The organism is Rubrivirga halophila (assembly GCF_046845755.1).
Lineage (GTDB): Bacteria > Bacteroidota > Rhodothermia > Rhodothermales > Rubricoccaceae > Rubrivirga.
On sequence record NZ_CP177357.1, the window covers coordinates 1,369,671 to 1,394,438 of the forward strand.

Genomic DNA, 24,768 nt, shown 5'->3' on the forward strand with positions numbered 1-24,768 from the left:
GCGCTCGTGACGATCTCCGAGACCGGCCGCCCGACAGGCGCCGAACGCCTGCCCGTCCTGATCTTCGAGACGCCCGCCGAGCTGGCGCGCCAGGCCGCCCGCCAGATCCGGACCCTCGTCGAGGCCAAGGCGGCCGCCGGCGATACGGCCGTGCTCGGGTTGCCGACCGGCTCCACGCCCATCGGCGTCTACCAGGCCCTCGTCGCCATGCACCGCGACGAGGGCCTGTCGTTTGCGAACGTGGTCACGTTCAACCTGGACGAGTACGTCCCGATGGCGCCGGACGCGATCCAGAGCTACCACCGCTTTATGCGGGAGAACCTCTTCGACCACGTCGACATCCCGGCCGACCAGATCCACCTGCTGCGCGGCGACCTCCCCGCCGACGAGGTCGAGGCCCACGCGGCGGCGTACGAGCGCGCGATCGTCCGGGCCGGCGGGATCGACCTCATGCTCCTCGGCATCGGGCGGAGCGGCCACATCGGGTTCAACGAGCCCGGGTCGACGCCCGCCGACCGGACCCGCCTCGTCGTCCTCGACGAGATCACCCGCAAAGACGCCGCGTCCGACTTTTTCGAGGAGCGCCACGTCCCGCGCGAGGCCTTGTCGATGGGCGTCGGCACCGTCCTCGACGCGCGGGAGATCATCCTGATCGCGACCGGCGAGCACAAGGCGCCGATCGTGCGCCAGGCCGTCGAGGGCGAGCCGACGGCCCAGGTCCCGGCGACGTACCTCCAGATGCACCCCAACACGACGGTCTACCTCGACCGCGCCGCGGCCGGGGCGCTCACGCGCGAGAAGACGCCCTGGCTGGTCCGCCGCGTCGCGTGGACGCCCGAGGCGGCGCGCCGCGCCGTCATCTGGCTCTCCCGCGAGATCGGCACGGCCATCCTGCGACTGGACGCGGGCGACTTCCACCGCCACGGCCTGCACGGCCTGCTCCGCGACGCGGGCGGCGTCGACGACCTGTGCCTGCGCGTGTTCGAGGACCTCCGCCAGCGGGTGGCCTACCGCGATGCCCTCCCCCGGGGCGAGCGGGTGATCGTGTTCAGCCCGCACCCCGACGACGACGTGATCTCGATGGGCGGGATGCTCCACACCCTCGTCCGCAACGGCAACGACGTGACCGTCGCCTACATGACAAACGGCTCGGTCGCCGTCTTCGACCAAGACGTCCGCCGCCACCTCCACGTGGTCGAGCTCACGCGCGACGTGCTGGCGCCCGGCGACGGGGAAGCCGTGACCGACCGGATCGACGCGGTCCGCGCGGCGCTGGCGGCCAAGGGGCCGGCGGCCGTCGACACGGCCGACGTGCAGACCATCAAGGCGTCGATCCGCTACGCCGAGGCCGTCGCGGCGCTCGAGGTGATGGGGCTCGGCCGCGAGCACGCCCGCTTTCTCGACCTCCCATTCTACCAGACCGGCCTCGTCCGCAAAAACCCCGTCGGCCCGGACGACGTGGCCATCGTCGGCGACCTGCTCGACGAGATGGATCCGTCTCACCTGTTTGTGGCCGGCGACCTCTCCGACCCCCACGGCACGCACCGGATGTGCTACGCCGCCATCGACCAGGCCCTGCGCGAGCGGGGCGGCGGCCCGCTCGTCTGGCTCTACCGCGGCGCCTGGCAAGAGTGGGAGATCGACCGGGCCGACACCTTCCTGCCGCTCTCGAAGGCCGACCTCGACCTCAAGATCGAGGCCATCTACAAGCACGAGTCCCAAAAGGACCGTGCTCTCTTCCCGGGCGCCTACGACGACCGCGAGTTCTGGGAGCGCGCCCGCGACCGGAACGTCGGCACGGCGCGCGAGCTCGAGGCGCTCGGGCTCCCGGCCTTCTACGCCGTCGAGGCCTTCGTGACGGTCACCGAGATGCCGTGAGCGCCGGTGCGCGGAGCCGGACCGGACGCGTGCGCCCCCCGGTCGCTACACGGCTGGCCCGGCTCACCCCAGGTCCACCTTCTCGTTCTCGCCGAGCCCGGTCGCCGGCTTCCCAGTGATCTTGGCCTTCACGTACCCGAGGGCGTACACGATCGGGCTCGACGGCGAGTCCCAGTACTCGGCCCGCGTCACCTCGACCTTGATCAGCCGCAGGTGCGGGTCGTCGACGCCCTTGGGAAACCACGCCGCCAGCGGCTCCGACCACATCTCCTCGGCCTTCTGCTTGTCCTTGACGATCAGCGCCGTGCCCGCCATCGTCACGTAGTCCTGTCGGCCGGGGTGCGCGAAGGTCACGTCGACCTTCCGGTTGCGCTCGATGTGGTCCACCTTCTCGGAGTCGTCGCGGGTGAAGAACCACAGGTCGCCGCCGAAGGACACCTCCTGCGTCGCCATCGGGCGGCTCCAGGGCGTGCCGTCGGTGTCGACGGTCGTCAGCATGCAGATGCGGATGTCGTCGATGAGGTCGGCGAGCTTCTCGATGCGCTCGCGGCGCTCGGACGGGGACAGGTCGGACATAGGAAAGGGGGGAGAGTGGATGGCGTCAACGACGGGCAGCGGCCGCGGTTGCCGGCGTACCCTGCCCCCGCCCCCCGCTCGCGCCATGCCCCGCCTCGGCCCCGTCCTCGCCCTGCTCCTGGTCGCCGGCTGCGCCGGACCGGCGTCGTCCCCCGCCAGCGCCCCGCTCGCCGATGTGTGGGCCGGGCTCGACATGGGCGCCATCGCCCTGGGCTCCGCCGACGTGCCCGCCGTCTGCGACCCGCCGTTCGCGACGTGGTTCGCCGACTTCGGCGTCCGCGGGCTGGCGTGTGTCGCCGCCCAGACCGCCTCGCCCGCGTCGATCGTGGCTCGCGCGCCCGCCGCGCCATTCCGCTCCGGCCCCCACACCGCCATCGCCACCCGCGTCGACCTAGACCTCACCGCCGACCGCGCCTTCGGCCACTACGACCCCGCCTTCGTCCGCTGGCTGGCGGAAGCCGCCGTCCCGACCGGCCCTGCCGCTGTGCTCGTCGAGCCCGTCTACCGCCACCGTGTCGCCCGGCTGGCGCGCGCCTACTGGCTGACTCGCGCCGACCTCGTTGCAGGCGGGTTCCCACGGCGGACACCCCCCGGCCCGCTCGCGGACTACGCCCACTTTCTGGATGGCGGCCCCATTCCGGACGGCATGGGGACCTATGAGGGCGACGGCTTCTCCGTCTTCGCCTTCACCGACCGCAGCGAGCGCGTGCTGGACGACGTCGGCCTGCCCGTCGCCAACGAGTGGACCCTGAATTATGAGGTGAATACGGCGTACGGGTTCTGGCTCCGGAGGCGTCAGGACGGCACGCACCGCGCGTGGCACGACGCCCTCCGGGGACTCCTGCGTTCCTATGATGCCGACTGGCTCTCCACCCACACCTGACCTCATGACTCCGACCCTGCGCTCCGCCCTCATCGGTGCCATGTACGGCTCCGTGGCCGTCGTCGGCGCCTTCGGCCTGATGGTCGTACTGGGGATGATCCCCAAGGCCCCCTTTACCGCCCAGTGGCAGGAGCTCGCGGGCGGGGGCTGGCTGCTGGCGACTGTCCTCGGCGGGCTCACGTTTGTCGCCATCGGTACGCTGTGGGGCGCCCCGTTCGCCTGGGTCCCGCGCCCGACCATGGGGAAGGCCTGGCTCTGGGCGATCGTGCCGACGCTCTGGGCCGTCTGGGCGTGGCCGGCCCTCACCGGCAAGCCCACGTTCGCCGGCGGCGACCCCGTCGGCCTGCTGATCCCGGTCGTGATGAACGTCGTGATCTGGGGGAGCATTCTGGGTTGGGTCGTCACCCGCGCCGCGCCGAGCCCCGCCAGCTAGAGGCGTTTCCGCGAGCGGTGAGGCGAGTGACCGCATCGGGCGCGGCGCTCGGCAGCCCCCTGCCGGGTTCGTCCACCGCTCCGCTGGACGGCGCTCGCGTGGACTCCGCTCACGTCTCGCGGGGCTTCCCTTGCCGAATCCTGCGCCTCCCTGCGGTCCGCGCCGGCCCGGGACGCCCGTCGACCGCCGCGCCCGTGGGTACCCTCTGCGTCCGGGGCCAACGGTCCCATCTCCGACGCACCCCGCTCCGCCATGCATCCCATCTTCCGGTCCACCCTGCGTGGGGCCTTTATCGGCTCCGTCGCCGTCGCTGGCGCGTTCGGGCTGATGGTCCTCGCCGGGCTGGTGGATGAAGCCCCGTTCGTCGGCGCGTGGCAGAGCGTATTCGGGGGCGGCTGGATGGTCGCGAGCGTGCTGGGCGGCGCGGCGTTCCTCGCCATCGGGACGCTGTGGGGCGTCCCGTTCACGCTCGTCCCGCACCCGACCGTCGGTGCGGCCATGCTCTACGCCATCCTGCCGACGCTGTGGGCGCTCGTGGGGTGGCCCAGCCTGCTCGGGCGGCCCACCTTCGCCGGCGGCGACTCGGCCGCCATCATGCTGACGGTGATGATGACCGTCGGCGTCTGGGGCGGCATCCTGGGGGCCTACGCCCACCGGCACACGACGGCCGCGGGCCGGCACCAAGCCGCGCTCCGGCGGCGGAAAGCGTAGTGCCTTCCCGGCGACGTCGCTGGCGGACACAACACCGCCCCACCGGCACGAGCGCCAGCGGGGCGGGGGAGAGGCGGTCTGCGGGCCGTGGAACGGGCCCACGCGTGGGCTGCGCCGACGCTACGCGTTGGCTGGCGTCGACGCTACGCGTTGATGGCCTGGCCGTAGGCGTCGCGCATGGCCTCCATCACGGCCTCCGACAGCGTCGGGTGCGGGTGCATGGCCTCCATGACCTCGTGCGCCGTCGTCTCGAGCGCCCGCGCCGTCACGATCTCGGCGATCATCTCGGTCGCGTCGTGGCCGATGATGTGGGTGCCGAGCACCTCGCCGTACTTCTTGTCGACGACGACCTTGACGAAGCCCGACTGGTCGCCAATCGCCGCGGCCTTGCCAGACGCGGCGAAGGGGAACTTGCCGACGAGCACCTCGAAGCCGGCCTCCTTGGCCGCGGCCTCGGTGTAGCCGACCGAGGCGATCTGGGGGATGCAGTACGTGCAGCCGGGCACGTTGAGGTAGTCGACCGCGTGGGGGGCGTGGTCGAGCTTGCCCTGCTCGTGGGCGATGTGCTCGACGCAGACGATGCCCTCGTGGCTCGCGACGTGCGCCAGCCACGGCCCGCCGACGACGTCGCCAATCGCGTAGATGCCTTCGACGTTCGTCCGGTACATGGTGTCGACGGTGATGGCCCCCCGCTCGTGCGCCACGCCGACGTCGTCGAGCCCGACGTTCTCCACGTTCCCGACGACGCCGACGGCCGACAGCACCTGGTCCGCCTGGACCGTCTGCTCGCCCTTGGCGGTCTTGATCGTCACCGCGCAGCCGTCCCCGGAGGTGTCGACGGCGGTGACCTGGGCGCCGGTCATCGCGGTCACGCCCATCTTCTTGTAGGCGCGTGCGAGCTCCTTCGACACGTCCTCGTCCTCGACCGGGACCAGGCGGTCCTGGAGCTCGACGATCGTGACGTCGGTCCCCATGTGGTGGTAGACGTAGGCGAACTCGACGCCGATGGCGCCGGCCCCGACGATGACGAGGGAGTCGGGCCGGGTCGTCTGGAGCATGGCGTGGCGGTAGTCCAGGATCTTCTCGCCGTCGACGGGCAACGTGGGGATCTCGCGCGCACGCGCGCCGGTCGCCACGATGATGGCCTTGGCCTCGATCGTGGTCGACTCTCCGACCGTTTCGCCGTCCATCGTCTCCGACGGCTCGACGGCCACCTTGCCGCCGCCGAGGAGCGTCGCCGAGCCCATGTAGACGTCGACCTTGTTCTTCTTCATGAGGAACTGGACGCCCTTGTTCATCTTGTTGGCCACGCCCCGCGACCGCGTCACGACGGCCTCGAAGTCGGGCGTCGGCAGGGAGTCGCCGGCCGTGAAGCCGTAGTCGGTGATGTGGGCGAGCTGGCTGGCGATCTCGGCGCTCTTCAGCAAGGCCTTGGTCGGGATGCAGCCGATGTTGAGGCAGACGCCGCCGAGCTTGTTCTTTTCGACGATGGCCGTCGAGAGCCCGAGCTGGTGGGCGCGGATGGCCGCCTCGTAGCCGCCGGGCCCGGAGCCGATGATCAGGACATCGTAGGGAGCGTTCGCCATGTCGACAGGGGAGAGCGTGGTGTGGGTCGAGGATACCCGTGCGGAGCGTGCGTCGTCCCCCGCCGGCGTTGAAATCAGAGTGAGGCGAGCGCGGGTCGCCCCAGCGGGCGCTAGCCCTCGACCGTCCAGTCGTCGACGACGGCGGTGATGATGACGTTCGCCGGGGTGGCCGGCGCGCCCGGCGGGCGGTGGGGCCCGAGCAGGCCGGCTACGACGGCCCCCTCTTTGGCGATGAGCACCACGTCGCCCGCCCCGGCGTCGAGCCCTGGGTCGAGGGCCACGTCCTCGACCCGGTCGAGCCGGTGGCCGTCGAGGCCGATCCGACCGACGAGCAGGAGGCGATGCCCGTCGAGCGGTGCCAGTTTTGTCGTGGCGACCACGGGAGAAAGGACGCGTGCTAAGTGCATGTGCCAGTAATAAGATGAAGGGGGCAGGCGTCTAGACTGTCTGTAGTCACTAGTTTATGCCCTACCGGAGCCCACCACACTCGCTCCGGCCATGTACCACCTCCCCCCCCACACGGATGTATAGCACACAGGGAATCGAAGCGATCGCGACCGTCACCGAGCTCCGCTCGAAGACCTCCGCGCTGATCGAACAGGCCAAGAGCCTCAATACGGGCATCATGATTCAGAAGAACAACGAGCCCGAGGCTGTCCTCGTCTCGTACGATCTGTATCAGAAGATGCACAAACTCTACTATAAAAAGTAGGGCCCGACCTGGGGCCGGGCGCCACGTCCGGCCCTAGCGTTCGCCGATCAGCCGCTTGAGCTCGGCCACGCGTCGGACGGTCGACTCGCGGTCGAGGGATCGGAACCGCTCGGGGAGCATCGAGCGGCTGGTGCACTCCATGACCGCCGCGAGCGTCTGGAGCTCGACCTGGAGGGGGTAGGAGGGGGGCAGAAAGTCCTCGACGACAGCGTGGAGCACGGCCCGAGTGATGGGGGCCTGGGTCGGCCCGGAGGTGCTGTCCGTCGCCGTCGGCGGATCGCCGGCCTGGCCGTCGCCAGCCGATCCTTCGGTCACGTCGGCGTCCGGGGAGTCATCCGAGCCGGGGGCGGTGTCGCGGGGCGTGTCGTCGAGCGCGTGCGTGGCCGCGCGGAACTTGGCGCGCGTCAGCAGGGCCTCCATGTCGGCCCCGGAGTAGGTCCGCTCGCCGTCGAGCAGGGCGTCGGGGACCTCCGACATGGGCACGTCGACGCCCGTCTTGCGCATCATGACCTGGAGCAGCTCCTCGCGGTCGGCGCGCGTGGAGGGATAGAAGAGGCCGAGGTGCTCCTCGGCGCGGCCCTGCCGCTTGAGGTCGACCGGCATGAGGTCGGGCCGGGCGGTGACGAGGAACCAGATGATCTTGCCGCGGAAGCGGGTGTCCGACATCGCCTGGGCGATCTGGCCGAACACCCTGCTCGACACGCCGGAGTCGCCCTGGGCGCTGCGGTCACCGAGCGCGGCGTCCGCCTCGTCAATCATCACGGCGACCGGGTTCATGGCCCGGAGCAGGGTCAGGATCTTTTCGAGGTTGCCCTCGGTGACGCCCTGCCACTGCGAGCGGAAGTTCTTCAGCTTCACCATCGGGATCCCGATCTCGCCGGCGAAGGTGGTCACCAGGAACGTCTTGCCCGTGCCGACCGGGCCGGAGACGAGGTAGCCCATCGGCATCACGTCCGGCCGCCCGGCCTTGATGGCCTCGGCCGCGGCGCGGAGGTGCGCCTTGGCCTCGGCGTGTCCGGCCACCATGTCGAGCGTGTAGTCGGTCTCGACAAACTCCAAGAGCCCATACGCCTCGGCCTCGATGAGCTCCTTCTTCTTCTCGCTCAGCGTGTCGAACGTGAGCGGGCGCTCGTTTTCGAGCACGTCCGCCAGGATCGTCCGGAGCTGCACGTAGCCCAGCCCGGCCGTGTTCTGCGCCAGCGTGAGCGGGGCGACGGTGCTGAGCGCGTCGAACCGCGTCTGCCCGTTCGGCTGCGCGCCCAGGAACCACGTCGTGAACGACTCGCGCTCGGCGTGGCCGGGAAAGTCGACCTCGAGCTCGGCGTTGTAGGGGCTCTGGATAAAGGCGCGCGACAAGTCACCCAGCGACTCGGTGACCAAGACGAGCGTGAAGTCGCTCCGGAGCAGGAGCGGATCGTGCGCCCACTTCTGCAGCGTCACGAGCGCGGCGCGGTCCTCGGTCGAGTAGCTGGCGGCCTCCGACATCGGGACGACGGTCTCGGCGTAGTCGATCACGCACGCGATCCGCTTGCCGTCCGCCAGCCGGAGCCGGAAGTAGTTGTCGAGGAGCGCGAAGACGCGCGCCGGGTCCTTGGGGAGCTTTTTGACGTAGTCCGTCCCGAAGATGGTGTCGTACCCGCTGACGGCCCGGTTGAAGTCGGTCCGCGAGGCGGCGTCCTGGAAGTGGATGCCGTCGGAGCGGTCGTAGAAGACGACGATGTCGCGGCCGGCGAACAGGTCCTCGGCCAGGAACTCGCGGAGCGGGACGTAGGCGTTCTGGCCCTTCTCGTCGACCGTCGGCACGAGGTCACGGACGTTGCCGTGCAAGACGAACTGGTTGAGCGTCTTGGTGAAGTAGCGGCGGGCGAGCTCGCGAGCCCACGAGGGGTAGTGGGCGAGCGGGTCGGCGGCGGTCGTCTCGGGCATGCGGGTGCGGGCGGGCGGGGAGGGAAGGTACCGGGCCCTGGGCGGCGGGGTTGCGCGAGACGGGCACCATCCGGTGCCGCGCCCGTTGGCACCCGACGCTAGCTTTCCGGCCCCTCTCCCCGCCGCTCATGTTCGACTGGATCGCTGACCCGAATGCCTGGGTCGCCCTCACCACGCTGACGATGCTCGAGATCGTCCTCGGGATCGACAACATCATCTTTATCTCGATCCTGACCGGCAAGCTGCCGCCGGAGCAGCAGGCCAAGGGCCGGTCGATTGGGCTCGGGCTGGCAATGGGGATGCGGATCCTGCTTCTGATCTCGATCTCGTGGGTGATGGGCCTGACGGCCGTCCTGTTCGACCTGGGCGACTTTCTGCCCTTCCTGAACGACCTCGAGGCGTTCGGGTCGACCGCGCGCGACACGGTCGGGCACGGCAGCGGGGTCGAGGGCGGCGACACCAGCCCGATCGCGCTGACGGGCCGCGACCTCATCCTGCTGATCGGCGGGTTCTTCCTGGTCGGCAAGTCGGTCCACGAGATCCACAACAAGCTGGAGGGCGACGGCGAGCACGCGGCCGAAAAGCCCAAGGCGGTCTCGTTCACGTCGGTGCTGATTCAGATCGCGATCTTGGACATCGTGTTCTCGCTCGACTCGGTCATCACGGCCGTCGGCATGGCGGACGACCTCGCCGTGATGATCATCGCCGTCGTCGTCGCGGTCGGCGTGATGATGGTCGGCGCCGGGCCGATCTCGGACTTTGTCCACAAGCACCCGACGGTCAAGATGCTGGCGCTGGCGTTCTTGATCTTGATCGGCGTCACGCTGATCGCCGAGGGCCTCAACCAGCACATCTCGAAGGGCTACATCTACACCGCGATGGCGTTCGCGCTGATCGTCGAGTTCCTCAACATCCGCTCGAAGCGGGGCAACGACACGCCGTCGGTCGAGCTCATCGAGCCGCACGCGCTCGCGGGCACGTCGGGCGTTCCCGACCCGACCCAGATTGTCCGGACCACCCACCCCTCGGCGTGACGCCGGACCGCCCAGCGGCGGCCCTATGACCGAACCCCTCGCTCCCCGGATGCGCTTGGCCCTGTCCCTGTTCGCGGTCGCCCTGCTGGCGGTCGGCTGCCGCGCGCAGTCACCGGAGCGGCCCGAGCTGCCTCGGCAGACGCTGGCAGAGTCGACGCGGATCGCGCTCCGGGACTTCGGGCAGGACGGGGCAGTCGTCTACGAAGACGGACCGGCGTCGGCCGACGGGACCGGCCGCTACTTCATGGGGCGCGAGATCGCTAGGGTGATGAGCCACCGGGGCGCGGCGTGGCTGGAGCGCCCCGACCGCGAGCGCGAGGAGCGGCCGGACGACTTGGTCGCCGCGCTCGGGCTTAGCGCGTCCGACGTGGTCGCCGACCTGGGCGCGGGAACGGGCTACTTCACGTTCCGGCTCGCGCCGCTCGTGCCCGACGGCCGCGTGTACGCCGTCGACATCCAGCCCGAGATGCTCCGCATCGTCGAGGCGCGCGCCGAGGAGGACGGGTTCGACAACGTGGCGCCCGTGCTCGGGACCGAGACGTCGCCCGGCCTGCGCCCGCGCTCGACCGACCTCACGCTCGTGGTCGACTCGTACCACGAGTTCTCGCACCCGCGCGAGATGCTGGCGGGGATCTTTGAAGCGACCCGGCCCGGCGGGCGGCTCGTGCTCGTCGAATACCGGGCCGAGGACGCCGAGGTGCCGATCCGCCGGCTCCACAAGATGACCGAGGCGCAGGCGCGCCTCGAGGTTGAAGCGGCCGGCTTCCGGTTCGTCGACAACCTCGACGTGCTCCCCCAGCAGCACCTGCTCGTCTTCGAGCGGCCTGCTGAGTAATTAGGCGCGGTCGGCAGCGCCGTTGCGGCGGTCGCCGGACACGCCCGCAATGGGCTCAGCGCCGGGCCCCGTGACCTGTCCGCTCTCCACGAGGGCCCGCCACCTTGCGGCGTCGACGGCGTCGTGCTGGGCCTTTTCGAGCGCCTCTAGCCGGGCGTCGAGGTCGAGGACCGTGTGGGGGTCGAACTCGTCCACCGGGACGCTGGGCGTCGGCACGGCCGGCGTCTCGCGCTGGCGGGATCGCGTGGCCACCACGACGGTGCTGAGCAGCAGGGCGCTGAGGCTGATCCCGACCGCCAGCAGGAACAGCCCCTCCTCCTGAGAGGCGAAGGCCGGGAGCCACATCAGGATGGCCAGGGTGTTCAGGACGAGGGCGGTACGGTCGAGGCCGGTCATGGCGGGAGTGTGGCGAAACAAGAGGGCTCCCGCGGGTACGGGAGCCCTCTGAGAAAAGGTGCGGACGCGAGCCTAGGCGACCGTCACCGAGTCGTCGAGGTAGACGTCCTGGATCAGGTTGAGCAGGCGGATGCCCTCCGACCGCTCGCGCTGGAACGCCTTGCGGCCCGAGATGAGGCCCATCCCGCCCGCGCGCTTGTTGATGACGGCCGTCCGCACGGCGTCGGCGAAGTCGTTCGCGCCCGAGCCGCCGCCCGAGTTGATCAGACCCGCGCGGCCCATGTACCCGTTCGCCACCTGGTAGCGCGTCAGGTCGATGGGGTGATCGCTCGCGAGCTCGGTGTAGATCCGCTCGTCGAGCTTGCCGTACGAGCTGTCGCCCGAGTTGAGCGCCTTGTAGCCGCCGTTGTTGGTCGGCTGCTTCTGCTTCAGGATGTCGGCCTCGAGCGTCGCGCCGATGTGGTTGGCCTGGCCAGTGAGGTCGGCGGACGCGTGGTAGTCGACGCCGTCGACCTTGAAGCCCGCGTTGCGGGTGTAGCACCACAGGATCGTCGCCAGCCCCATCTCGTGGGCGACGGCGAAGGCCTGGGAGACCTCCTGGATCTGGCGGCCGGCGTTCTCGCTGCCGAAATAGATCGTCGCGCCGATCGCCACGCAGCCCATGTTCCACGCCTCCTCGACGCGGGCATACATGATCTGGTCGAACGTGTTGGGGTACGTGAGCAGCTCGTTGTGGTTGATCTTCAGGATGAGCGGGATCTTGTGGGCGTACCGCCGCGCCACGCTCCCGAGCGCCCCGTACGTCGTCGCAACGCCGTTGCACCCGCCCTCGATCGCCAGGTCGATGATGTTCGAGGGGTCGAAGTAGTCGGGGTTCTTGGCGAACGACGCGCCGCCCGAGTGCTCGATGCCCTGGTCGATGGGCAGGATCGAGAGGTAGCCGGTGCCGCCCAGGCGGCCGTGCCCGTAGAGCTGCTCGAGCGAGCGCATGACCGGGATCGAGCGGTCGCTCGGGCCGAAGATGCGCGAGACCCAGTCCGGGCCGGGAAGGTGGAGGCGGTCCTTCGAGATGGCCGGGTCGGAAAAGCCGAGGAGGGAGTCGGCCTCGTCGCCGAGGTGTTCCTGGATGGAGGTCTGGGACATGTCGCGAGCGTGGGGCAAGGGGGAGCGAAAAGATAGCGGGGGTCGGGAGGCGGGCGCCCGAGATGGAACCGCTTCCCAGGCACGGTCCGAGAATTAGATCGGCCACAGCTCCGGCGGGAGCGGCCGGCGCCCCGCGAGCGCGCCGGGCAGGAGGGAGGCGATCAGCGGCGCCGTCATCAGCCCCTTGGCGCCGAGGCCGCCGACCACCCACACGTCGTCGACCCCGGGAAGCGGCCCCGCCAGCGGCAGCCGTCGGGGCGAGACGACGGCGGGCACGGTGAGCCGGACGCCCGCGCTCCGGCCGAGCACGGCGGCGCCCGCCAGCGAGGGGACGAGCGCGGCGGCGCGGGCCCCCAACTCGGCGTCGCGAGCGGGATCCGGCGCCGTGCTGGCGAAGGTGTGCTCGAACGTCGCGCCCGCGATCACGCCTTCGAGGCCCGGCACGACGTACCCGGCCCCCGCGACGGCAGGATGGTCAGGTGGCAATCCGGCAGGCCGCGCCAGCGTCACCGTCTGGCCCTTGACGCGGTGGAAGGGGAGGTGCGCTAGCGAGTGCAGGCTTGCATACCCGTCGCCGACGGCGACCACGACGTGTCGCCCCGAGATCGGTTCGTGACCCGTTATTGCAGTCTGCTTGCGAAGGCCTTCCACTCGCCCTGTCACCACCCGCGCCCCGCGAGCGGTCGCCGTCGCCAGCGCGGCGCGCACGAACGCGGACACGTCGACGGAGGCGCCATCGGCGACCCACAGCGTCCCGTAGGGCGCGGCCACGAGGGGAAAGCGCTCGGCGCTGGCGGTTGGCGCCAGCCAGTCGAGCCCGGCGAAGGCACGGGCCTGCTGGCGGAACGCCTCGGCCTGGGCCGGCGAGCGGGCGGGGCGGACGATGCCGGTCCGGCGGAGCGGGGCGCCCGCCTCGTCGGTGAGCGCCGCGAGCGCGTCGAGCGCTTGCGAGTGGCGCCACGCCGGCCGCGCCTTGCGCCCCATAAACGGGTTCGCCAGCCCGGCCGCCGCCCCGCTCGCGCCGGCCGCCGGGCGCTCGGCCTCGACCACGACGACCTCGCGGTCTCGGCTCAGCACGAGCGCCGCGCACGCCCCCGCCAGCCCCGCCCCGACGACGACCGCGTCGGCCGTCATTCGGCCTCCGTTGCCTTCTGAGGCACCAGCGACGTGCTCCCGAACAGCAGGGCGGCGAACAAGAACCAGCCCCAGCCGTCACGCTCGTAGAAGGCGAGAATCGTCGCCGCGGCGATGCAGGCCGTCGCCGGAACGTGCGCGATCAGGAGGCGGAGGGTCGTCATCGGGCGGTCGGTAGCTTGCGCAAGCTAGCCGAGAGACCGTGACCCAGACCTACGACGTGGCCGTGATCGGCGGCGGGATCGCCGGGCTCGGCGTGGCCTGGGCGCTGGCCGAGCGCGGGCGCCGCGTCGTGTTGTTCGAGGGCGACACGGTCGGCCGCGGCGCGTCGTGGGCGGCGGCCGGAATGTTGGCGCCGTCGGCGGAGCTGGGGTTCGAGGAATTGGACCTCTACGCGCTGTCCTCGGAGAGCTTGCGGCGGTGGCCCGATTTCGCCCGCCGCCTCCACGCCGCCAGCGGGGTCGACCTCGGGTACCGCGACGCGGGCACGCTGGTGGTCGCCGATGACCGGGACAGCGCACGCGCGCTGCGCCGCCTGTTCGAGTTCCAGTCGCGGCATGGCGCGTCCGTCGAGTGGCTCTCGGGCGACGACGCCCGTGACCTCGAGCCGCTGCTGTCGCCCCGCCTCCCGGCCGCCATTTTTTCGAGCGACGATCACCAGGTCGACAACCGCGCCGTCGTCCGGGCGCTCGCGCGCGCCGCTCGCGGGGCGGGTGCCGACATCCGGGAGGCCGCGCCCGTCGTCGCGATCGTGCCCGATGCCGAGTGTCCCCGAGTCCGCCTAGCGAACGGGGCCGAGGTGGCCGCGCACGCCGTCGTGCTGGCGGCGGGGGCGTGGAGCGCAGGCGTCGAGGGGCTGACGCCCGCGCCCGCGGTGCGGGGCGTCAAAGGGCAGGCGCTCGCGCTCCGGTCGGCGCCCGGGGTCGAGTTGACGTACACCGTCCGGGGGCCGGACGCGTACCTCGTCCCCAAGGCCGACGGCCGGCTCGTCGTCGGGGCCACCAGCGAGGACGGCGTGAGGGGTGGCGGGGTGACCGCCGGTGGGCTGTATCGGTTGTTGGAAGGCGCCGTCGAGCTCGTCCCCGGCGTCGAAGAGCTGGCGTTCGAGGAGGCGTGGGCGTCGTTCAGACCCGCCTCCCGAGACCACGCGCCGCTCCTCGGGCAGAGCCCGCACCCCGGCGTCTTTTACGCGACGGGCCACTACCGCCACGGCGTGCTGTTGGCGCCCGTCACCGCCGCCGAGGTCGCCGCCGAGGTCGACCGTGCGCTCGCGGGGACGCCCGCCGTCGCCGACGTGCTGGCGCCGTTCTCGCCCCGCCGCTTCGCCGATTAGGCACGCCGCGCCTGGATCCCGCCCGCAAGGGAAGAGTCTCTGTACCACAACGGTCCCGACCCATGCCTCAGATTACCGTCAACGGTGAGCCCCGCGAGCTGGCCGAGCCCTTGGCCATCGACGCGCTCCTCGAATCCCTCGACCGCGACCCGGCGATGCCCGGCGTCGCCGTGGCCGTCGGCGACCGCGTCGTCCGCCGCGCGGACTGGCCGACCACAACCGTCTCCGACGGCGACCGCGTCGAGATCATCACCGCCTCGCAGGGGGGCTGACGTGGAGCCCCTCACCGACACGACCCCGGACACCTGGACCGTCGGCGGCGCGACGCTCGCCAGCCGCGTCCTGATCGGCACGAGCCGGTACCCCAGCCTCCAGACGATGCTCGACGCCGTCCGGGCCTCGGGCGCCGAGATCGCGACCGTCTCCGTCCGCCGCCTCGACCTGTCCGACACCGTCGGCCCGTCGATGCTGGGCGCGCTCCGCGAGCTGCGGACGCCTGCGGGCGAGCCGCTCCGCCTGCTCCCCAACACCGCCGGCTGCTACACCGCCAAGGAGGCCGTCTTTACCGCCCAACTCGCACGCGAGGCGCTGGAGACCGACTGGGTCAAGCTCGAAGTCATCGGCGACGACGAGACGCTGTACCCGGACGCCGTCCAACTGCTAAAAGCGGCCTCCGAACTGGTCGCCGACGGGTTCGAGGTCTTCGCGTACTGCGGCGACGACCCGATCACGGCCCGCAAGCTGGCCGACATCGGGTGCGCGGCGGTGATGCCGCTCGGCGCGCCGATCGGGAGCGGGATGGGGCTCGTCAACCCGTACGCGCTGCGCATCATCCGGGAGCTCCTGCCCGACGTGCCGCTCGTCGTCGACGCCGGGATCGGGACGGCCTCCGACGCGGCACGCGCGATGGAGCTGGGCTACGACGCCGTGCTGCTGAACACGGCCGTGGCAGGCGCCGAGCACCCCGCCCAAATGGCCGCTGCCATCCGGCACGGCGTCGCGGGCGGGCGGCTCGCGTGCGGCGCCGGGCGCATCCCGCGACGCCTCTATGCCCAGGCCTCCACGCCCGACGACGGCCGCGTCGACCTCGGCGGATGAGCGCGTTCGCCGGCCCAATCCCCCGCCTGCTGCTCATCGCCGACGGCTTCGCGACGGGCCGCACGGAGATGGACGCCGCGACGGTTTGTGAGCGGACCGTGTCGCTCGTCGAGGCCGGCGTCCCCTGGGTCTCGCTCCGCGACCACGGCGCCGACGAGGTCGACTTCACACGCGCGGCGGCGGAGCTTGCGCGCGCCGTCCGCGAGGCCAACCCCGACGTGCTCGTCTCGGTCCACGGCCGGTTGGCGGTCGCGCTCGACCTCGGGGCCGGGCTCCATGTCGGCCGGCACGGGGCCTCGCTGAAAGCCGCTCGCGAAGCGGACATCGTCGGCCCGCTCGGTGTCTCCGCGCACTCCGCCAGCCAGGCGCTCCGCGCCGCTAAGGAGGGCGCCGCCTACGCGACGCTGTCCCCCATCTTCGCCACGCGCACCCACCCCGACGCCGTCCCCGCCGGCATCGATGTGGTCCGGCTGGCGGCTGAGCGGTCCCGGCTTCCCATCCTCGCCCTCGGCGGGATCACGCCGCCCCGCGCCCGCATCGCCCGGCTCGTCGGCGCGCACGGCGCCGCTGCGATCTCGTCGCTCCTCTTCGCCTTCGACGAGCGCAAAACGGTCCGCCACTTTCTCGACGCCCTCGCCGATCGCTCCGCCTCTGCATGACCATCCCCACCGCCCTCACCATCGCCGGCTCCGACTCGGGCGGCGGCGCCGGCATCCAGGCCGATTTGAAGGCCTTTGAGGCGCACGGCGTCTTCGGAATGTCGGTCGTCACCGCGATCACGGCCCAGAACACAGTCGCCGTGACGGCCGTGCACCCCGTGCCGGTCGACGTGGTGGCCGCCCAGATCGACGCGGTCGCCAGCGACCTGCCCGTCGGGGCCGTCAAGACCGGGATGCTGGCGTCGCCCGAGATCGTGGAGGCCGTCGCCGACGGGATCGCGCGGCACAGTCTGGGGCCGGTCGTGGTCGACCCGGTGATGGTGTCGAAGGGCGGGCACGCCCTGCTCGACCCCGACGCCGTCGCGGCCGTCGTCCGGCGGATGCTCCCGCTGGCGGACCTGCTGACCCCGAACGCGCACGAGGCGGCCCGGCTGACGGGCGCCGACGTCCGCTCGCTCGCCGACGCCCGACGCGCCGCCCGCCAGCTGCTCGATCTGGGGCCGCGCGCCGTGCTCGTCAAGGGCGGCCACCTCGACGACGAGCCCGACGCGGTCGACCTCCTGCTCACCGCCGACGGCGAGACGCTCTTCCGCGAGTCGCGCATCCACACGCCCAACACGCACGGGACGGGCTGTACGTACGCCAGCGCCATCGCTGCCAACCTCGCGCGGGGGCTGGGGCTCGAGGACGCCGTCGGCGCGGCGCGGCGGTACCTCCAGCACGCGATCCAGCACAGCTTGGACATTGGCGCCGGACACGGGCCCACGCGGCACTTCTGGTTCTTGGACGGAACCGAGGCGCACGGGTGAGCCCGGTCACGAGCCTCGTACCCGCTCACGAAGGCGCGCGCGTTCGGCCCGTCTTCATTTGAGGCCGTTCGGGGGCAGGCTATCTTGACGCTGCCGCTGGGGTCACCCGGCGTGCATGCGCCCGTAGCTCAGCTGGATAGAGCGTCGCACTACGGATGCGAAGGTCAGAGGTTCGAATCCTCTCGGGCGTACAGCGCCCCTCGCCCTCGGGCGGGGGGCGTTTTCCGTTTCTGCCTCCCCATGGACCCGCTCGCGCCGCTCCTCCCGTACCGCCCGCCGCTGTGGCTTCGCAGCGGCCACGTCCAAACCGCCGTCGGCTCTGTCTTCCGGACCGTCGACGGCGTCGCCTACCAGCGCGAGCGGCTGGAGCTGGCCGACGGCGATTTTTTGGATCTCGACTGGGTCGAGCGGGGGCGCCCGCAAGTCGCCGTCGTGGCGCACGGGCTGGAGGGGAGCACGGACCGCGCCTACGTTCGGGGCCTCGCGAAGGCGCTGGAGGCGCGCGGGTGGAGCGTCTGCGCCTGGAACCTCCGGGGCTGCTCCGGCGAGCCGAACCGCCTGCTCCGCACGTACCACAGCGGGGCGACCGAAGACCTCGACGCCGTCGTCGCGCACGTGCTGGCGGGCGGCGCCGACGCGGTCGCCGTGGCCGGGTTCAGCCTGGGCGGCAACCTCACGCTGCGGTGGCTCGGCGAGCAGGGCGCGGGCCTCGACCCGCGCGTCGTCGCCGGTGCCGGCGTGTCCGTTCCTGTCGACCTCGCCGCCTCGGGCGCTGTCCTCGCGCGCACGACGCGCACGCCGTACATGCGCTACTTCCTGCCGAAGCTGGTCGGCAAGCTGGCCGACAAGGTCGATCGGTTTCCAGACGCCCCCGACCTCAAGACGGCGCTCGCGGCCCGCGACTTCGCGGCCTTCGACGACCACGTGACGGCCCCGCTCAACGGCTTCGCGAGTGCGGCCGACTACTACGCGCAAGCCTCTGCGTTGCCTTTGCTCGGGGACATCTCGGTGCCAACGTTGCTCCTCAACGCGCTCGACGACCCGTTCCTCTCGCCGTCGTGCTACCCCGCCGACATCGGAGGCCCATTCCGACTCTTGGCGCCGCGGTGGGGCGGCCACGTCGCGTTCCTGCGCGGCGACCTCACGTCGTGGGCGGACACCGTGGTCGGCACCCATGTCGACGCGGCTCTCTAGCCAGTCGTCCGCTCGGCCCCGCCGTCGACGGCGTACAACAAGAGAAAGCGGCGGAGCAGGTCGTCGGCCTCGGGCGTCTCGTAGAGCGCGTCGACCACGGCGTCGAACTCGCCGTCGTCGGCCATCTCGGGGTAGTGCGCGCGGTAGGCCACGAGTCGCTGGCGCTCGGTCTCGGCGTCGAGCTCGGAGTGGAACTGGGTCCCGTAGATCGGCGCGTCGCCGAGTCGGAACGCCTGGTACGGCGCCGTTCCGTTCGCCGCCAGCTCGACGGCACCGTCGGGCAGGCGGGCGACGCGGTCGTGGTGGCCCATCTGGGTGCCAAACGTGGTGGGCAGCGTCGAGAACAGCGGGTCGCGCCGGCCGGCGTCGGTCAGCGAGACTGTGTGCGTGCCGAGCTCGGCGCGCGTCGGGTCATGGACGACCTCGCCGCCGAACGCGCGGGCGACGAACTGGTGGCCCCAGCACGAGCCGAAAAGGGGGAGCTGGCGGTCGGCGCACGCGTGGCACAGGTCGATGAGCGCCGGGGTCCAGTCGTAGGTCTCGGTCACCGAGTACGCCCCGGCCCCGCCGATCATCACCGCGTCGACGCCGTCGAGCCAGTCGGTCGTGATGGGCTCGTCGAGGGCGCTCGAGGCGAGAAAGCGGTCGGCCGCCAGCCCGGTCCGCTTCTGGAAGCTCGCGCGCTCCTCGGCCAGCACCCCCGGCCGGGTGCGGATCTGGACGAGGCGGACGCGGACGCGGTCGAGGGAGGGGGCCATGAGCACCGGGGAGTGGCGGGGTCTACGCCCGGGGCGCGGCGCGTGTCCCGGGGTAAGCCGGACGGGCGGAGCCCCGTCGAGGGAGCACGCGTTCATCGATCCAAACCCACGCAACAAACATGGCACAGACCCAATCCATCGTCCTCGGCGGCGGCTGCTTCTGGTGCGTCGAGGCCGTCATGAAGCCGCTCAAGGGCGTCACGGAGGTCGTCTCCGGGTACGCGAATGGCCACGTCGCGAACCCGACGTACCGCGAGGTGTGCTCGGGGCAGACCGGCCACAACGAGGTCGTCGAGGTCACCTTCGACCCCGACGTGATCTCGCTCCGCGACCTGCTCGTCGTCTTCTTCACGACCCACGACCCCACAACGCTCAACCGCCAGGGCGCCGACCGAGGCACCCAGTACCGCTCGGGCGTCTACACGACCGACGAGGCCCAGCGAGAGACGGCCGACGCGGTCAAGGCCGAGCTGACCGCGCAGGGCGTCTTCCCGGATCCGATCGTGACCGAGATCGAGCCGCTGGCGTCGTTCTACCCGGCCGAGGCCTACCACCAGGACTACTACGCTCGCAACCCGGCGCAGCCCTACTGCCAGGCCGTGATCGCGCCCAAGGTGTCGAAGCTGCGCTCGCTCTACCTCGACCGGCTGGCGGCCTAGCCGCGAACCTGCCGTGAAAGGGGGGAGGCGGCCGCTCCGGCGATTGCACCCCGCCCGCGCCGGGGTCTACCTTCTGTCCACGTTGGCGCCCGCGCCGGCGCGACAGGGGTCCGTAGCTCAGCGGTAGAGCGCTCGACTGTTAATCGAGTGGTCGTAGGTTCAAATCCTACCGGGCCCGCCCGTTTAGAATCGCCCGTCTCTCTTCGGAGGCGGGCGTTTTCTTTGAGGGCCTCGCAGGCCGCACCTGCTGGTGGGAGGTCCGAACGCACGCGCCCCGCTGGCGCGAGTCCAACGGGGCGGGAGTCGGGGAGAGGCCGAGCGTCAGTCCGTGCCCAATGCGTCGTCGGCCGACCACGTGTCGTTGCTCGGGTCGGCGTCGAACACGGTGCCGTCGGGGTTGAGGGCAAGCGCCACCACGTCGGTGCGGTCGAAGACGAGGTGCGCCTCGGTCGCCCCGTCGAGCCAGGTCTGGACCGGGACCGTGCGGTCGGCCGTCGTGCCGTCGGCGAACGTGGCGCGCACGGTCGCCGGCATCGGCGCCCGGCCCAGGTCGTCGATGTGGACGCGCGTGGTGCCGTTCGCGAGCGTCTCGACGGCGCCCAGCGCGTGGTCGACGGTCCACGTCTCGAAAAAGGTCGGCGTCCAGAACCAGTCGAGGTCCTGGCCGAGCCGGTCCTCGAAGGTGTTGAACAGGTCGTAGGGGAGGGGGTGCTTGCCGCGCCAGCGCTGGCCGTAGGCGCGGAACGCGTCCCAGAACCGGTCCGCCCCGACGATGCCGCGGAGGGCGTGCAGGGCGACGGCCGGCGTCGAGTACGAGGCCACGCCACGGGCCCGACCGCCGACCGGATCGACCTGGCTCGTGCCGCCGCCGATCGGGTACCGGTCGTTGTGGCGCATCGGCTCGACGGCGTAGCCGCTCCCCGCCAGCAGGTAATGCGCCTGGCGCTCGCGGCGCCACGCCTCGATGCGCTCGCGGTCGGGCGCCGAGCCGTCCCAGAAGGCGGCGATCCCCTCGTTCGTGTTGAACGACGTGAGCCCTTCGTCCATCCAGGTGTAGGCCTTCTCGTTCGTGCCCACCATCATCGGGTACCACATGTGGGCGATCTCGTGGTAGGTCACCGAGAACAGGCGAGCGTCGGTGCGGTTGCCGCCGATGAGCGTCATCATGGGGTACTCCATGCCGCCGCCGATGATGCCCTCGACGGCCGTCATGTGGGGCCAGGGGTAGGGCCACAGCATCTCGGACAGGTGCTCGATGGAGAACCGCGCGAACTCGGCGGCGCGGTCCCACGGCGCGTCGTAGGGGCTGACGCCCGCGGGCCGGTAGAAGGCGTGGATGCCGACCGCCTCGGGCGCGCCGTCGCCGTCCTGGTCGACACTCGCGTGCGTGGCGTCCCAGACGTAGCGCGCGCTCGCGGAGACCGCCACGTCGCGCACGTCGTCGGCGGCGAACCGCCAGACACGCCGGCCCGACGGCGCGGGCGCGAGGGCGCCGGCGTGCTCGCCTTCGCCGACGACCGACACGACGTCGTCGGAGGTCATCGCCTGCGCCAGCCGCGCTTGCGTGCGGGTGCTGAACAGGTCGGCCTCGTTCAGGATCCGGCCCGTGCCGTAGACCAGCATGTCGGCCGGCGCGTCGAGCGAGTAGCGGAAGTCGCCGAACTCGAGGTAGTGCTCGCCCATGCCGAGGTACGGGTCGGTGTGCCAGCCGTAGACGTCGTCGTAGACGGCGACCGTGGGGTACCAGTAGCCGAGGTAGACGACCTCGCCGTCGGTCCCCTGGCGGTACGTGCCCGTGTGCGGCGGGATCACAAAGCTCCAGTCGACGCCGATCTCGACCGACCCGCCGGGCGCGAGGGGCTCGCGGAGGGCGGCGGTCAGGATCGTGCCCTGGACGGCGTACTCGCCGGGCTCGACGGTCCCGCCGTACGCCCCGGGCGTCTCGGCTTGCGAGGCGTCCTCAAAGTCCATCCCGGCGACCGACATCCGCGCCAGCGTCATCCCGCCAGTGACGGCGACGGGCCGGTTGCGCGGCACGCCCGGGGCGTGGACGCTCTGGCGCAGCTTGAGGACCAGGAACGCCAGCGAGTCGGGCGAGGCGTTGTGGTAGGTGATGGCGCCGGTCGCCGACAGCGTCATCGTGCCCTCGTCCAGACGGGCGTCGATGGCGTAGTCGGCGCGGTTGGTCCAGTAGTTCGGGCCCGGCTCGCCGGTCGTGGTCCGCGTCCCGTTCGCGACCGCCTGCTCGAACTGAGGCGGCGGCATCACGGGGTACGGCTGGACGCGCTGCGCGCTGGCGCCACTGGCGGCGAGAGCGAGGGCGGCGACGAGGAGCAGTCGGAGGGTCATGTGGGGAGTCGGGGCGGTCGGGGCGAACGGGGGGTAGCCAGAGGTTAGCGCCGCCCGTGGCCCGCTCGCGGTCACTCCGAAGGGCTGGCGCTCGGCAGACCCCCCGTCCAGGCGTCGCAGTAGAACCGGGATCGCGCAAGCAGCGCGACATCGCGTTCTACTGGTACGACGCCGCGCGGACTGTCCCCCTTGCCAAGGGGGACAGCTTGGACGCGCGACGCCAGCGTGTCCGGTATGCGTTCCGTGTACGCGTCCGAGCGGGGGGCTGCCGAGCATGTCACTGGTGTGCGTCTGCCTGCTGGCGCGATCCCGCCCGCCGACGGGCCCCGGTGGAGTTGCCGTGGAGACGCCCGGGTGCTGGCGGCGCGCTGTGCGCCGTGCCTAGCTTGCGGTCCCGCTGCCCGAGTGGCGGAATTGGTAGACGCGCACGATTCAGGGTCGTGTGTCCTTACGGACGTGCTGGTTCGATTCCAGTCTCGGGCACCCCAGGAGGGCCGTTGAGAGCGATCTCGGCGGCCCTCCTGTCATTTCGCGCCAGCCCTCCCGCTCGGCGGCCGGTTCTGTACCAGAGACTGCTGTTGAAGCAGTTAGGGGCGGCGTCCACACGCCACACGCCGTGGGCTCAGCAAGATCGTGCAGGCACACGAGATGAACTTTCTCAGGGCCTCTACGCGCCGTTTTTGGAGGGCTCACGTGGCGGTCGGTTAGGGTGTGGCCCGAGGTTTTAGTCTCTGAGTCACAGAGGTATAGGAGGGGACTCATAGTCTTTGGGGGCGGCAGGCCTATGCCGCCCGCCCGATCCCTGGCACGAACCGGGCGGTCTCGCTCACACTCCCCTTTCACGTAATGGCTCTCCACCCCCTCTCCCGCACCGCACTCGGGGCCGTCCTCGCCGTCGGCCTCGCCGCCGCGCTCGTCGCGTGCGATGCCCAGGCTCCGCAGGCCGTCGCCGACGCCACGCCCACGACCGAGTCCTCCCAGCGGGCCGTCGTGTTCGACCAAGACGCCGCGCCGTTCACTGCCAGCCCGGCCGACGCCCCCCTCGCGGCCTCGACCGACCCGATCCGCGTCGCCGCTATCGGCGGCAACTTCGGGTACCGGGCGGCGGACGACGTCTTCGCCAATGGCGACCTCGTCGGCTCTGTCGACCGGCTCACGGCCGTCCAATTCAACGCGATGACCGTGGCCGACCTCCGGGCCGCCTACGATGTCCTCCTGTTCACCTGGAACTCCCCCACGGCGGTCGACGCCGACTGGGCCACGCGGTTGGCTCCGTACCTCGCGCTCGGCGGCGGGGTCCTCTGGGAGGACGACGAGAACGTCGGCGACCTCGCTCCGGCCGTCACGGCGGTCCAGAACCACGGGAGCGGCACTCTCACCATCACGCCAGTCCCCGGCCTCACGGACGGGATCACCGGGGTGTTCGCCAATTACCATATCCGGTTCGACGCCTGGGCCCCCGCGTTTTCGCCGCTCATGACCATCGGCGGCACCACGCGCGGGCTCTACGCCGACGACACCTCGACGGGCGGCCGGATCGTGCTGACCGGGCCCGACCAAGACTTTCACGCGCACGACGGCGACAACGCGTACGCTTTCCTCGTCAACGCCCTGATGTGGGTGTCGTCCGGCGTGGCCGACTCCGACGGCGACGGCGTCCCCGACGACGAGGACCCGTTCCCGAACTCTGACCTAGGTCCGACGGTGGTCGTCGACGGGGACGACACGGGCGTGGGGAACCACCTCTTCCCGACCGGCGCCACCTTCAACGACCTCCTCGGCCAGTGCGCCGCCGACGCCGCCACCCACGGCGAGTTCGTATCGTGCGTGAGCCACCTGACCAACGAGTGGAAGGCTGCCGGGTTGATCTCGGGTCGCGAAAAGGGCCGGATCGTCCGCGCCGCCGCGCGCTCGGACGTCCCCGCCTAGCAGTGGTACCGGACGGATCTTTAGCGGGCGCCCCTCCACTCCGGGGGGCGCCCGTCTTGTTGAAGCGGGCCGCGTCGGGGCCGAGTTCGATGTCGGGGGCGTACCCGGCGATTTCGTCCGGGCTGACGCGCCCGTCGTAGGCCGCCACATCGCGCTGGCGGTCCCGGTCCGCGGCCGACGGCCCGGGCTCGCCGGTGGGCATGGCGTCGCCGACGACGAGCCGATCGGGGTCGGGGGAGTCGATGGCCGCGAGGGCCACCCAGCCGAGGCCGAGCGCCCCGCCGATCACCACGAGCGCCGCTGCCGCAAGCGCGGACCCGAGGTCGACGGCGCGCTCGCGGCGCCTGGCGCCTCGGCGGCCCATCGCCGCGATCCCCTCCGCCGTCTGACTCTGTGCGTCTGCGCGGAGGTCGTTGAGGTAGGCATGGAAGGCCCTCAGCTTGCGACCAGTGCCAGAGGGTCGACCGGTGGACGCCGGGGCGGTCCGCGACGTCTTGGACGCTGAGGCCGGAGGTGCGCAGCGCGGCGGGTTGCTCCTGCTGAGGGAAGAGCCCGTAGCCGTTGAGGTGGGTTGCATCGGTGCTCAGGGGAGGGGAGACGTCGTAGGGACTTCGAGGCCCCACAGGGAGGCACGGGAGACGCCCGCCCGGCGTCCACATCGTCCCGATTCTAGGCGTAGGAGGGCTCCAGCAAGGTCACGGGCAGCAACGGGGCCAATGCGGCTAGCTTCTCC

Annotated in this window: 25 protein-coding genes and 3 tRNA genes; 18 read left to right on the forward strand and 10 right to left on the reverse strand. The window is 71.4% G+C overall.

The window, feature by feature from the left end; genetic code table 11:
- Positions 1-6 precede the first annotated feature (6 nt).
- The gene (gene nagB / locus ACLIRP_RS05845) at positions 7-1,878 is read left to right on the forward strand and encodes a glucosamine-6-phosphate deaminase (protein WP_412063025.1); all 1,872 of its coding nucleotides are present in this window, start codon (positions 7-9) and stop codon (positions 1,876-1,878) included.
- A 63-nt stretch (positions 1,879-1,941) separates the two neighbouring features.
- Here nagB and ACLIRP_RS05850 read toward each other — a convergent pair whose 3' ends face one another.
- Complete coding sequence (locus tag ACLIRP_RS05850) at positions 1,942-2,454, reverse strand: pyridoxamine 5'-phosphate oxidase family protein (RefSeq protein ID WP_412063026.1); 513 nt, start codon at positions 2,452-2,454, stop codon at positions 1,942-1,944.
- A gap of 85 nt (positions 2,455-2,539) precedes the next feature.
- On the opposite strand from ACLIRP_RS05850, the gene ACLIRP_RS05855 reads away from it, so the two are divergent.
- From ACLIRP_RS05855 to ACLIRP_RS05865, 3 genes are all read left to right on the forward strand, one after another.
- Positions 2,540-3,337, forward strand: a complete 798-nt coding sequence (locus tag ACLIRP_RS05855; RefSeq protein WP_412063027.1) for a hypothetical protein — start codon at positions 2,540-2,542, stop codon at positions 3,335-3,337.
- Positions 3,338-3,341: 4 nt separating this feature from the next.
- On the forward strand, positions 3,342-3,770 hold the full coding sequence (locus ACLIRP_RS05860; RefSeq protein WP_412063028.1) for a hypothetical protein: 429 nt from the start codon (positions 3,342-3,344) through the stop codon (positions 3,768-3,770).
- 252 nt (positions 3,771-4,022) lie between these two features.
- The gene (locus ACLIRP_RS05865) at positions 4,023-4,481 is read left to right on the forward strand and encodes a hypothetical protein (protein WP_412063029.1); all 459 of its coding nucleotides are present in this window, start codon (positions 4,023-4,025) and stop codon (positions 4,479-4,481) included.
- 143 nt (positions 4,482-4,624) lie between these two features.
- Here ACLIRP_RS05865 and lpdA read toward each other — a convergent pair whose 3' ends face one another.
- Both lpdA and ACLIRP_RS05875 read right to left on the reverse strand, forming a co-directional pair.
- A complete protein-coding gene (lpdA, locus tag ACLIRP_RS05870; RefSeq protein ID WP_412063030.1) occupies positions 4,625-6,067 on the reverse strand; it encodes a dihydrolipoyl dehydrogenase in 1,443 nt (480 codons plus the stop codon).
- Between the two features lie 110 nt (positions 6,068-6,177).
- Entirely contained in the window at positions 6,178-6,474 is a 297-nt protein-coding gene (locus ACLIRP_RS05875; RefSeq protein WP_412063031.1) for a EutN/CcmL family microcompartment protein, read from the reverse strand.
- A gap of 116 nt (positions 6,475-6,590) precedes the next feature.
- Between ACLIRP_RS05875 and ACLIRP_RS05880 the strand changes: the two genes are divergently transcribed.
- A complete protein-coding gene (locus ACLIRP_RS05880; RefSeq protein WP_412063032.1) occupies positions 6,591-6,779 on the forward strand; it encodes a type II toxin-antitoxin system Phd/YefM family antitoxin in 189 nt (62 codons plus the stop codon).
- Positions 6,780-6,812: 33 nt separating this feature from the next.
- On the opposite strand, the gene ACLIRP_RS05885 is transcribed toward ACLIRP_RS05880, so the two are convergent.
- Positions 6,813-8,705, reverse strand: a complete 1,893-nt coding sequence (locus ACLIRP_RS05885; RefSeq protein WP_412063033.1) for an ATP-binding protein — start codon at positions 8,703-8,705, stop codon at positions 6,813-6,815.
- Positions 8,706-8,833: 128 nt separating this feature from the next.
- On the opposite strand from ACLIRP_RS05885, the gene ACLIRP_RS05890 reads away from it, so the two are divergent.
- On the forward strand, positions 8,834-9,739 hold the full coding sequence (locus ACLIRP_RS05890; protein ID WP_412063034.1) for a TerC family protein: 906 nt from the start codon (positions 8,834-8,836) through the stop codon (positions 9,737-9,739).
- Between the two features lie 49 nt (positions 9,740-9,788).
- Positions 9,789-10,574 carry a class I SAM-dependent methyltransferase gene (locus tag ACLIRP_RS05895; RefSeq protein WP_412063035.1) on the forward strand — a complete coding sequence of 262 codons (786 nt, stop codon included), beginning with the start codon at positions 9,789-9,791 and terminating at the stop codon, positions 10,572-10,574.
- Here the strand turns inward: ACLIRP_RS05895 and ACLIRP_RS05900 are convergent, their stop codons facing one another.
- The 4 genes from ACLIRP_RS05900 to ACLIRP_RS05915 all read right to left on the reverse strand — a co-directional run bounded on the left by ACLIRP_RS05900 (position 10,575) and on the right by ACLIRP_RS05915 (position 13,411).
- A complete protein-coding gene (locus ACLIRP_RS05900; protein ID WP_412063036.1) occupies positions 10,575-10,970 on the reverse strand; it encodes a hypothetical protein in 396 nt (131 codons plus the stop codon).
- Positions 10,971-11,042: 72 nt separating this feature from the next.
- Positions 11,043-12,113, reverse strand: a complete 1,071-nt coding sequence (locus tag ACLIRP_RS05905; RefSeq protein ID WP_412063037.1) for a class I fructose-bisphosphate aldolase — start codon at positions 12,111-12,113, stop codon at positions 11,043-11,045.
- A 93-nt stretch (positions 12,114-12,206) separates the two neighbouring features.
- Positions 12,207-13,247 carry an NAD(P)/FAD-dependent oxidoreductase gene (locus tag ACLIRP_RS05910; protein ID WP_412063038.1) on the reverse strand — a complete coding sequence of 347 codons (1,041 nt, stop codon included), beginning with the start codon at positions 13,245-13,247 and terminating at the stop codon, positions 12,207-12,209.
- A complete protein-coding gene (locus ACLIRP_RS05915; RefSeq protein ID WP_412063039.1) occupies positions 13,244-13,411 on the reverse strand; it encodes a hypothetical protein in 168 nt (55 codons plus the stop codon). The genes ACLIRP_RS05910 and ACLIRP_RS05915 overlap by 4 nt, the downstream gene beginning before the upstream one ends.
- 38 nt (positions 13,412-13,449) lie before the next feature.
- Here ACLIRP_RS05915 and thiO point away from each other — a divergent pair, with 38 nt between their 5' ends.
- The 7 genes from thiO (at position 13,450) to ACLIRP_RS05950 (ending at position 18,340) form a co-directional block, all read left to right on the forward strand.
- Complete coding sequence (thiO, locus tag ACLIRP_RS05920) at positions 13,450-14,580, forward strand: glycine oxidase ThiO (RefSeq protein ID WP_412063040.1); 1,131 nt, start codon at positions 13,450-13,452, stop codon at positions 14,578-14,580.
- Positions 14,581-14,642: 62 nt separating this feature from the next.
- Positions 14,643-14,852: a sulfur carrier protein ThiS gene (thiS, locus tag ACLIRP_RS05925; RefSeq protein ID WP_412063041.1), complete on the forward strand. Its 210-nt coding sequence runs from the start codon at positions 14,643-14,645 to the stop codon at positions 14,850-14,852.
- A 1-nt stretch (position 14,853) separates the two neighbouring features.
- Entirely contained in the window at positions 14,854-15,678 is an 825-nt protein-coding gene (locus tag ACLIRP_RS05930; protein ID WP_412063042.1) for a thiazole synthase, read from the forward strand.
- Complete coding sequence (locus ACLIRP_RS05935; RefSeq protein ID WP_412063043.1) at positions 15,675-16,337, forward strand: thiamine phosphate synthase; 663 nt, start codon at positions 15,675-15,677, stop codon at positions 16,335-16,337. Before ACLIRP_RS05930 ends, ACLIRP_RS05935 begins: the two co-directional genes overlap by 4 nt.
- Positions 16,334-17,146, forward strand: a complete 813-nt coding sequence (thiD, locus tag ACLIRP_RS05940; protein ID WP_412063044.1) for a bifunctional hydroxymethylpyrimidine kinase/phosphomethylpyrimidine kinase — start codon at positions 16,334-16,336, stop codon at positions 17,144-17,146. The genes ACLIRP_RS05935 and thiD overlap by 4 nt, the downstream gene beginning before the upstream one ends.
- A gap of 117 nt (positions 17,147-17,263) precedes the next feature.
- A tRNA-Arg gene (locus tag ACLIRP_RS05945) sits at positions 17,264-17,337 on the forward strand.
- Positions 17,338-17,386: 49 nt separating this feature from the next.
- Positions 17,387-18,340, forward strand: coding sequence for a YheT family hydrolase (locus tag ACLIRP_RS05950; protein WP_412063045.1), 954 nt, complete (start codon positions 17,387-17,389; stop codon positions 18,338-18,340).
- Here the strand turns inward: ACLIRP_RS05950 and ACLIRP_RS05955 are convergent.
- Positions 18,337-19,098, reverse strand: coding sequence for a type 1 glutamine amidotransferase (locus ACLIRP_RS05955; protein ID WP_412063046.1), 762 nt, complete (start codon positions 19,096-19,098; stop codon positions 18,337-18,339). The genes ACLIRP_RS05950 and ACLIRP_RS05955 overlap by 4 nt on opposite strands.
- Positions 19,099-19,217: 119 nt before the next feature.
- Here ACLIRP_RS05955 and msrA point away from each other — a divergent pair, with 119 nt between their 5' ends.
- Together msrA and ACLIRP_RS05965 are read left to right on the forward strand one after the other, a co-directional pair.
- Positions 19,218-19,757, forward strand: coding sequence for a peptide-methionine (S)-S-oxide reductase MsrA (gene msrA, locus ACLIRP_RS05960; RefSeq protein ID WP_412063047.1), 540 nt, complete (start codon positions 19,218-19,220; stop codon positions 19,755-19,757).
- Between the two features lie 106 nt (positions 19,758-19,863).
- Positions 19,864-19,935: transfer RNA gene (locus ACLIRP_RS05965), tRNA-Asn, on the forward strand.
- 143 nt (positions 19,936-20,078) lie between these two features.
- Here ACLIRP_RS05965 and ACLIRP_RS05970 read toward each other — a convergent pair.
- On the reverse strand, positions 20,079-22,106 hold the full coding sequence (locus ACLIRP_RS05970; protein ID WP_412063048.1) for a M1 family metallopeptidase: 2,028 nt from the start codon (positions 22,104-22,106) through the stop codon (positions 20,079-20,081).
- Between the two features lie 399 nt (positions 22,107-22,505).
- On the opposite strand from ACLIRP_RS05970, the gene ACLIRP_RS05975 reads away from it, so the two are divergent.
- Positions 22,506-22,589 (forward strand) — tRNA-Leu (locus tag ACLIRP_RS05975).
- A gap of 363 nt (positions 22,590-22,952) precedes the next feature.
- Complete coding sequence (locus tag ACLIRP_RS05980) at positions 22,953-24,035, forward strand: hypothetical protein (protein ID WP_412063049.1); 1,083 nt, start codon at positions 22,953-22,955, stop codon at positions 24,033-24,035.
- Positions 24,036-24,768: the final 733 nt, after the last annotated feature.